At 28.9% G+C, this 9179-nt stretch carries 10 protein-coding genes; 1 reads left to right on the top strand and 9 read right to left on the bottom strand.

What is annotated here, in order from left to right:
• The first annotated feature begins 18 nt into the window (after window positions 1–18).
• Entirely contained in the window at window positions 19–897 is an 879-nt protein-coding gene (locus HMPREF9129_RS11620; RefSeq protein WP_050794607.1) for a DUF975 family protein, read from the top strand.
• Between the two features lie 64 nt (window positions 898–961).
• Here the strand turns inward: HMPREF9129_RS11620 and HMPREF9129_RS01820 are convergent, their stop codons facing one another.
• The 9 genes from HMPREF9129_RS01820 to HMPREF9129_RS01780 form a co-directional block, all read right to left on the bottom strand.
• Complete coding sequence (locus HMPREF9129_RS01820) at window positions 962–2005, bottom strand: DUF4179 domain-containing protein (protein ID WP_040552147.1); 1044 nt, start codon at window positions 2003–2005, stop codon at window positions 962–964.
• A 17-nt stretch (window positions 2006–2022) separates the two neighbouring features.
• On the bottom strand, window positions 2023–2490 hold the full coding sequence (locus HMPREF9129_RS01815; protein ID WP_004819711.1) for a sigma-70 family RNA polymerase sigma factor: 468 nt from the start codon (window positions 2488–2490) through the stop codon (window positions 2023–2025).
• Between the two features lie 112 nt (window positions 2491–2602).
• Entirely contained in the window at window positions 2603–4006 is a 1404-nt protein-coding gene (locus HMPREF9129_RS01810) for an aldehyde dehydrogenase family protein (RefSeq protein WP_004819707.1), read from the bottom strand.
• Window positions 4007–4018: 12 nt separating this feature from the next.
• Entirely contained in the window at window positions 4019–4825 is an 807-nt protein-coding gene (gene eutJ, locus HMPREF9129_RS01805; protein ID WP_004819706.1) for an ethanolamine utilization protein EutJ, read from the bottom strand.
• Between the two features lie 4 nt (window positions 4826–4829).
• Entirely contained in the window at window positions 4830–5477 is a 648-nt protein-coding gene (gene pduL / locus HMPREF9129_RS01800; RefSeq protein WP_004819703.1) for a phosphate propanoyltransferase, read from the bottom strand.
• A gap of 12 nt (window positions 5478–5489) precedes the next feature.
• Entirely contained in the window at window positions 5490–6356 is an 867-nt protein-coding gene (locus tag HMPREF9129_RS01795) for a DUF7973 family transport facilitator (protein WP_004819702.1), read from the bottom strand.
• A 10-nt stretch (window positions 6357–6366) separates the two neighbouring features.
• Complete coding sequence (metK, locus tag HMPREF9129_RS01790) at window positions 6367–7503, bottom strand: methionine adenosyltransferase (RefSeq protein ID WP_004819701.1); 1137 nt, start codon at window positions 7501–7503, stop codon at window positions 6367–6369.
• Window position 7504: 1 nt separating this feature from the next.
• On the bottom strand, window positions 7505–8497 hold the full coding sequence (locus tag HMPREF9129_RS01785) for a helix-turn-helix transcriptional regulator (RefSeq protein ID WP_004819700.1): 993 nt from the start codon (window positions 8495–8497) through the stop codon (window positions 7505–7507).
• The coding region (locus HMPREF9129_RS01780) for a sensor histidine kinase (RefSeq protein ID WP_004819699.1) at window positions 8494–9179 on the bottom strand (686 nt) is incomplete at its 5' end. The genes HMPREF9129_RS01780 and HMPREF9129_RS01785, both read right to left, overlap by 4 nt.

Here is a 9179-nt window from a genome sequence, read left to right as displayed (position 1 = left end):
AATATAAAGGAGGATAATATGTGGACTAGACCTGAGTTAAAAAACAAATCAAAACAATTTTTAAGAGAATATATCCTAAAAGCTGTAATAGCTTGTCTTATACTTACTCTGGTGGAAGGAATATTTTCAGGAAATGGTGGGTCATCTAATTCAAGTTATGAAGATAATAACACTTCGGTTGAACAAAACCAAATAATTGATGCACCAAAAAATCTTCAAATTGAAAAATTTAAAAATTTCCATGTTGATATGAATGAAAAATATGAGTATTCAATCTACAACAAAAACACATCAGATAATATTTTTATCAATAAATTAACTACAACTCCTAAAAATAGTTTTGATAAATTGGCAAAATTTGCCACAATATCTGTAACTGGTACACTACTTTTGATTTTGTTTGTAGTTGGTATCTTAGGCTCAATATTTATTGTAAAACCTATGCGCATTGGACTTAAAAGATTCTTTTTAAACGGCTATAGATATGATGAAGTCAGAGTCGCAGATATGTTTACAACTTTTACAGATAATCATTGGGTTGGATATGCTCTTAAGATGTTATATGTGGATATAATTATATTTTTGTGGTCATTACTTCTTGTAATTCCTGGAATAGTTAAAGGATATCAATACTACTATGTACCATATATTCTATCTGACCATCCTGAATATTCCGCTAAAGAGGCCATGATGCTCTCTAAAGAAATGACTTCAGGAAAGAAATTTGAAATTTTTATATTAAATCTTTCTTTCATTCCATGGGTTATTGTATCTGTTCTTACATTTGGGCTTGGATTTTTAATTCTAACTCCTTACATGGAGGGAACTTATGCAGCACTATATTTGCATGAAAATGATGAAACAAAAAGTGATTATGAAATAATAGAAGAGCTTTAAAAACCAAAGGTGGTGTTGCAGAATGCGTAAAAATCATTCTATAATACCACCTCTTTAGTCAATTTTATTTTTTCAAATTTACCGGGATTTCAAATTCTATTACATTTGGTATTTTTTCATACACTCTTCTGTCTTTTATTTCATACTTTTCAATTTTTCCCTGTTCATTATAGCCTATTATATCTGATTTTCTCATTGTGCATTTTAAAATATAGTCTTGGTCAGTATCTATCTTTTTAGAAAATTTAGCTTCTGAATTTACAATATCTTTATTTCCCCAAATACCTTTTTGTTCTAATTTAAAGCTATTCCCATTTGTGTCTACTAAATAAATATCATCAACTTGATTTATCATAGCATCTAATTTTAAATCATTCCACCAAGAAATTTTAAAATTAGTTCCCACATCATCAATCTCAATCCTATCTATGTTCAAATAGATTCCATTTTGTTCTTGTTTATTATTTAATACATGCACATCTGACTTTAAATTTTCTAATTCTATATCAAATTTCCAATTTCCTTTTATCTCTTTCTTGGTTTCATAGTTAAATATCCCGTCAATTTTATACTTAACTTTTATCTTGTCAGCTTTTTCAGCAAATTTTTTTGATTTATGCTCTTTAAAATCTATATTCATCTTACTTTCTGATATATAGATCCCATTTCCCATATATTTAACTCCAGAATTACCTGTCATTCCAAGAATATTAAAATTTTTAATTGCTAAATCTGAACTCAAAGCTACATTTTCTCCAATTGGCTCTTTCATTTTTATAATAGTGGTCAAACTAACTTCATTGTTTGAGTAAACAGCATCTACAAGTCTTATGCTAACTCCATTTGAAACTACTTCTTCATCAATGTGCTCACTTGCACTCTGATAGTTTCCATCTCCAAATAACTCAAATATATTGTTATACAGCGGTAAATCTTTTGTATATTTTGGAAACGCCATTCCCAATACAAATATAAAAGCCAAAGTAGCCGCTATATAAGAATATCTGAACTTCTTAGCCTTACTATTCATTTCATCTCTATACAATTTTTCTTTTAATCCATTCAATTCTTCTGGAATTTTTATATTATCTAAATTTTTTAAATCCATATTATCCTCACTCCATATCACTCCATTGAAAATTTAAGCTTCTTTAAAATTCTGTGTACCCTGCTCTTCACCGTTCCCTCTTTTATATTCATTTCCCGAGCTATTTCAAAATTTGAGTATCCTTTAAAATACTTTAAAAATATTAATTCTCTTTGCTCACTTTTCAATTCTCCTATTGCATTTATGAGGTCTATTGTATCTTCATAATTTTCTATTATCTCTTCTCTTGTTATTTCTTCATTTAATTGAACTGTACTTTTATTTTTATTTATATAGTCGATACAAGTGTTGATTAAAATCCTTATAATCCAAGTGTCAAAGTATTTTTTATTTTGAAGTGTATGATAGTTTTTTAGTCCTTTTAAGAGCGTCTCTTGAACGCAATCCATAGAGTCATCTCTATTTCTCAAATAAGTAAATGCAATTTTATAAAGTTTATCTTCTCTATTTTCCATTAAATTTTTAAAATCTTCATTTACGCCCATTTCTCCCTCCTTTTATACTATTAGACTCTATAAAATCAAAATAGTTCCATTTAAATAAATATTTTGCATAAAAAATAGTGTCGATAATTTTATGACACTACTTTTATAATATTTACCTAATACTAAATGAATCTTTAATTGTACATCTTCTTATTCTACAAAAACTTTTTGCCGAAGTTATTCCTTCCCCTGTAGGTCCCGCAATCGTAAATGTAGTACTTCCTTCTCCCCCTACTCCTATTCCTGCGTAAGATGGTGCATTTTTAACAAAAATTGTACACTCTAAAAGTTTTGCCATATTTGATAAATTATCTACATTTTTAGAATGCATAATAGCCGTATGTCTATTACCATGTTCCGCTTCATGTGCATATTTTATTGCTAAGTCTACATTTTCACAAGCTACTATAGGTAATATAGGCATCATCATTTCTTCTTGAACTAAATGATGATTCTTCCCAACTCTCATTATTATTAGTTTAATTTCATCAGGCACATCTACTCCTAATTTATTTAAAATATATTTAGCACTCTTTCCAACAAATTCCGTTTTAGGTTTGCCATTTTCTTGACTAACCAATTCATCTAATTGCTGAATTGTCTCTGCAGATGTCAACTCATATGCTCCATATCTCTTCATATAATGTATTAACAAATCGCAAATATTCATATCCGCAAATACTTCTTTTTCAGCTATACACGGAACATTATTGTCAAAACTTGCTCCCGCAACAATACTTTTTGCAGCATTATCCAAATCTGCTGTTCTATCTACTACAACCGGAGGATTACCGGCTCCTGCTCCTATTGCTTTTTTACCTGATGACAATACTGACTGTACTATTCCAGGTCCTCCTGTAGCTACTAACAATCTTATCTGCGGATGATTCATCATTATGTTAGTATTTTCTATTGATGGCTCTTCTACCATTGTTATTAAATTTTTTGGTGCTCCCCTTTCTTCTAATGCTTCATTTATCATTTTTATTAATAATTTTGAAGTTTCTTTAGCTCTTGGATGTGGAGAAAATACTACTGTATTACCACCAACTATCATAGATATAGAATTATTTATTATTGTTTCAGTTGGATTAGTGGTTGGTGTTATTGAGCCAATAACACCAAACGGACAGTATTCTTCTATCATTAAACCATATTCTCCAGAAATTGCTCTTGTAATCAAATCTTCTTTTCCGGGTGTTTTTTCAGCCGCAACTTTATTTTTTATAATCTTATCTTCATATTTTCCAATCCCAGTTTCTTCTACGGCTTTATATGATATTAACTCCAAGTTTTCTGTTTTTAGTACAACTTCTCTTATAATATTAGCTATCTCATTTCTCTGTTGTAAAGATAGAGAATATAACTTTTTTTGGGCTTCTGCACTGGCTTCTATCGCACTATTCATGTCTTCAAATATTCCAAATCTGCTCTGAGTATATTCTATACTCTTTCCTTCATTTTTTATATCATCTATTACTTTTCTAATTAAATCTTCCACTATTATTTTATCCATATTGCCTCCAAACTAACAGTTCTTTGCTATGCCCAACGGTGTTATCAAATGTGGGTTTTTTGCTCTTTCAGTTTTTATCCCTGTAATAGTATTAAAGATTTCTTCTATTCCGTTAAAATTAGAAGCCCCTCCAACTAAATAAATTTTATTGACGGAAAAATCTTTAATAAAGTTTTTAGTTATATATGCCATTTTTTCTAAAACAGGTTTAATTATAACAAAAACTTCTCTTTCTCTCTTCATATCTATTTTTATTTTTTCTGCTTCATCAAAATCTATATTGTAATATCCAGCTATAGTTAAAGTCATATGTGAGCCTCCCGTCGGTTCATCAGCAGTGAATATAATTTTACTGTCATTTAAAATACTTATTCCTGTAGTTCCCCCACCTAAATCTACTATAGCTCCCTCTTTTATTTCTAAAACTGTAGCAGCAGCTGTAGGCTCATCTAATACAACTGAAACTTTAAATCCTGAACTTTCAACAACATTCTCTATTATTCTTATACTGCTTTTGTGTATTCCTGGCGGTATTGCACAACTTGCAACATCCAGCGTTGTATTTAATTCTTCTTCTAGCTCTAATTTTAATTTTCTAACAACTTGTACAGCTTGTATATAGTCAACAACTATACCATCTTTTACCACTTTTGATTTACAAGATTTAGCTGCTATAAGCTTATTTCTTGAATCTAATACTACTAAAACTATATTAGAAGTCCCTAAATCAACTCCAACTTTTAATTTCCCTTTAAATTTATTTTTTTTATTAATTTCTATTAATTTACACAACTCTTCTACTTCTTCTTTTTCAATCAAAATATCACCCGTTTAAAATCTTGCTTAATATTATGAAATCACCATTCTTAACTCCTATAGCATTTGCTTCATCTGTATCTAAATGCATTTCTATAGAATATTTTTCTGAAACTCTAATTAAGACATTACTTATTGTAGCTTTTCTGCAACCAAAACACTGTACATCTACAAACTCTCCTTCTTTTACATTAAACTTTTTAGCTTGAGATGGTGTCAAATGAATATGTCTTAATGCTACTATAGTTCCTCTTTCTAATTTTACACTTCCTTTTGGCCCAACTATTTCAATTCCCGGAGTGTTTTCTAAACTTCCCGACTCTTTTATTGGCGCTGATACTCCCAATCTAAAAGCATCTGTAAGTGATATTTCAACTTGACTCTCTCTTCTAATAGGTCCTAATATCCTAACATTTTCAAATTGTCCCTTTGGTCCTACTATAGTTACTGCCTCTTCCGCCGCAAATTGTCCCGGCTGTTTTAATTCTTTTTTTACTGTTAATTCATAGTCTTTTCCAAAAAGTATATCTAAATCTTCTCTTGAAATATGAACATGCCTATTGGATACTCCTACCGGTATTTTATAATTTTCAAATTTTTTTAATTCTAACATTACTCTATCGGCTATTTCATCTATTAATTTTTCTTTATTCATAGGTTGTTCCTCTTAAAAAATTAAATTAGCTATCAATAAACTTGTTGCTATAACAATAGCTGGAGGATCTATATATGTATCACAATCAGTATTAAATATTTTTGCCGCTAAAACCCACCCTATAGAATTTAAAGCTGAAAAAATTGTTGCCACAACTATGCTTCCCGACATAATATAAACTGCTGCTGCAGGATATGCTATATGGTGTGTTATAGGTATGCTCCATCCAGCTTGCAAAAATATAAGTGAAAAAGCACTTATTCCGAATATAAGTACAGGATAAATTTTCATATTTTCTTCAGATATTCCTACACCAATCAGCTGTTTTGCACCTATTATTACTAATAATCCTAATACTGCACCAAATAAACCATGGTGTATGATTTCAATCGATGTTGGTTTCCACACTTTTTTCTGACCATTTAAAGGTTTCCCAGTAATTCCTGTATTCCCCAGTACATATCTATTTATTATAAGTACTCCCGTTACAGAAACAGCTGGAAAATCAGTTATCATAACTGTTTGATTACTAATTAAATACCATATTATATATCCTAATATTCCATACAATCCTCCCACCAATAAAATAGTGGGATCGTTTTTCCCAAATAAAGGGGTTAAGATTTCCTGAGATGATTCTAATTTATTTCTTCTGTTTTTTGCAAATGCTGCTGCAGCTGCTCCTGCTGCAAAAGTTATATGTGGTCCAAAAAAAGGTCCAAAAGCTATAATTCCTAAAGTATTATCACTTATCCCTGACAACCCCAATATGCCTGATATTATTGCAAAAAATCCTGTCATTATAAATGCAGGTATTGCTCCTATAGAGGCTCCTACAAATCCGCCACAAAATGCTACTATTATTGATAATATTTCCATACCTTTACTCCTAAATTAATTTTTTTAACAACTCAACTTTATCCAGTCTCTCCCAACTAAAATTTCTACCAAAATGGCCATAACAAGCTGTATCTCTATAAATTGCTCTTTTTAAGTCTAAATGTTCTATAATTGAATTAATGTTAGTATCAAATATTTGTCTTACTCCCAAATATAAATTTTCTAAATCTATATTTTCAGTTCCAAATGTATTTATATTCATGCTCTGAGCTTCTTCTCTACCTATAACATAGGCTAATTGTATTTCACATTCTCTAGCTAAACCTGATGCAACTATATTTTTTGCAATATATCTTGCCATATATGCTGCACATCTATCTGCTTTAGAATAATCTTTGCCTGAAAAGGCTCCTCCACCATGTTTTCCTGCTCCACCATAGGTATCAACTATAATCTTTCTGCCTGTTAACCCTACATCTGCTTTAGGCCCCCCTATAGAAAAATTTCCCGTAGCATTTATATATATTTTTGTTTCATCAGTAATATATTTCTTGTCAATCTCTTTTAATATAACCTCATCAACAATTTTTTTCTTTAGTCTATTTAAATCTATGTAGTCATGATGTTGAGCGGCAATAACTATAGATTTTACAGATTTAATTTTTTTATCTTCGCTATATTCTATATTTACTTGGCTTTTACCATCCGGATACAATCCTTCAACTATATTTTCTTTTCTAACAAAAGCTAGTCTTTTTACAAGATTATGCGCTAATTCAATTCCCATAGGCATATAATTTGAACTTTCATCTACTGCGTAACCATAAACTAATCCTTGATCTCCGGCACAAATTCTTTCCTTATTTACTCCTTGGGATATGTCTTTAGACTGCTCATCTATATTTGTAATAATGGTACACTTATCTACATTGAATCCGGAGTTATCATCTGTATAACCAATTTCTTTTAAAACTTGTTTCGCTATTTCCTCTATATTTACTTTAGATTTTGATGTTACTTCTCCTGCTATTACTAATAAATTATTTGAGATCATCGTTTCAACGGCAACTCTTGAATCCGAATCTTTTTTTAAATACTCATCTAATATAGCATCTGAAATTTGATCACACACTTTATCCGGATGTCCTTCTGTAACAGATTCAGAAGTTAACAAATATTCTGTCATATTATCCCCTCAACTTAAATTTAAATTCCTCTATTGTGCTCCCTTCGTACTTTTTAAACACTTTACTAAAATATCCCCTTTCATTGTATCCTAGTCTAAAAGCCACTTCTGTTGCACTAATATCCTCTTCAATAAAAATTCTTTTAGCTAAATTTATTTTTTTTAAATGAATATATTCTAAAACTGTAAGATTGTATTCAAATTTAAATAACCTGCTCAGGTAACCTTGAGAAATTGCACATATATCAACCACATCTTTTAAAGAAATATTCTTTTCCAAATTTTCTGATATATAAACAAAAACATTTTCCAGTATTGGATACTTATCTACCGATTTAGCATTAAAATAATAATCTAAAATTTCAAAAATCCAAACTAAAGCACCTTCTTTAGAAATGTCCATTAATGAGTCTGCATATAACAGTTCTTTTATGCGCTTTTGACTATATGTATTACTTGATGTAATAATATTTTGTCCTAGCACAAATGTTTTATCTTTCATTTGCATTATTGTTCCCGTATTATATACATCTATTAATTCTTTTTTTATAACTGCATACGAATTTAAAAAATCTCCCTTACATATTAAACTGTTTATTTTATTAATTTTTGCTCCGTATTTTTCTTTATACATTTCAGTAGTTGTATTTATCAACTTTTCTTTTATATCTTTTACACTTATTGGTCTAAGTATAATATTATTTAATCCTATCTTCATTACATCAAATTGCTCTAATTCAAATTTGAAGACTATTATGTACAGTATTGTGTTATTTATTTCTTTAATTATTTTTTTAAAATTAATAATTTCTTCATTTGTTGTCAGCAAATCTGAAAAAACTACATCTATTTTTTTATATTTGCATATCTCTAATGCATCTATGTAATTCTGAGATTCATTAAATACCTTTATCGAACTAAATTCAGAATTGACTATTTTACATATTGTTTTCTTTAATAAATTTTGATTACTAATCAATAATATATTTTTCATAATTTATCCTGTAATTTCTGAATTGGAAATTTTATACACACAGTAGTTCCATTGGATGATTCACTATAATTAGTAGAGTACTGTTTGCCAAACTCAATAATCATTTTTTCATTTAAATATTTTAAATGCTCATCTAATATCGATATGTCTTTTCTTTCACCATTTACAACAACATTTTTGTCATCATTTATGCTCCTATTGTCCTTTATAACGATTTTAATATCCTCTCCATCTTTATTTATATCTAACGAAATATTATAATTCTTATTTCCTAAAGAAAGTCCAATTACACTTAATTTATACATGTATGGAATTAATATTCTATACGGCATTATAAAATTTTGAACTTCTTCATTAACCTCTATTCTATAATTTAGTCTTTCTCCATACTCTATTTTTCTTATTTCAAAATAGCTTTCTATGGCTTTTATGGTTTTATATATAGTTTTAGGAGAATCATCTAAAGCATAATTTAAATATTCATTTAAATAACTTATATATTCTGACAAAATAGTTCTATCTTCTATCAATAAAAGGTTTGATATTGAGTCAATCACTTTTAAAATAAAAAACTTATTTACTGTATTAGTTACAATCTTTAATTTTGAATCTATTTCATTATTTTTTTTAATCATAATTTCCAATTTATTTTCCAATTCTCTTATCTTAGATTTATTTTTAT

This window comes from Peptoniphilus indolicus ATCC 29427 (genome assembly GCF_000227315.1).
Classification (GTDB): Bacteria; Bacillota; Clostridia; order Tissierellales; family Peptoniphilaceae; genus Peptoniphilus; species Peptoniphilus indolicus.
The sequence above is the reverse complement of the archived record's forward strand: the minus strand, read 5'-3'. Positions and strand labels throughout refer to the sequence as shown.

Coding starts and splice junctions, on each gene's coding strand:
- HMPREF9129_RS11620 (WP_050794607.1), top strand. CDS start 19: ATGTGGACTAGACCTGAGTTAAAAAACAAATCAAAACAATTTTTAAGA.
- HMPREF9129_RS01820 (WP_040552147.1), bottom strand. CDS start 2,005: ATGGATTTAAAAAATTTAGATAATATAAAAATTCCAGAAGAATTGAAT.
- HMPREF9129_RS01815 (WP_004819711.1), bottom strand. CDS start 2,490: ATGGGCGTAAATGAAGATTTTAAAAATTTAATGGAAAATAGAGAAGAT.
- HMPREF9129_RS01810 (WP_004819707.1), bottom strand. CDS start 4,006: ATGGATAAAATAATAGTGGAAGATTTAATTAGAAAAGTAATAGATGAT.
- pduL (WP_004819703.1), bottom strand. CDS start 5,477: ATGAATAAAGAAAAATTAATAGATGAAATAGCCGATAGAGTAATGTTA.
- HMPREF9129_RS01795 (WP_004819702.1), bottom strand. CDS start 6,356: ATGGAAATATTATCAATAATAGTAGCATTTTGTGGCGGATTTGTAGGA.
- metK (WP_004819701.1), bottom strand. CDS start 7,503: ATGACAGAATATTTGTTAACTTCTGAATCTGTTACAGAAGGACATCCG.
- HMPREF9129_RS01785 (WP_004819700.1), bottom strand. CDS start 8,497: ATGAAAAATATATTATTGATTAGTAATCAAAATTTATTAAAGAAAACA.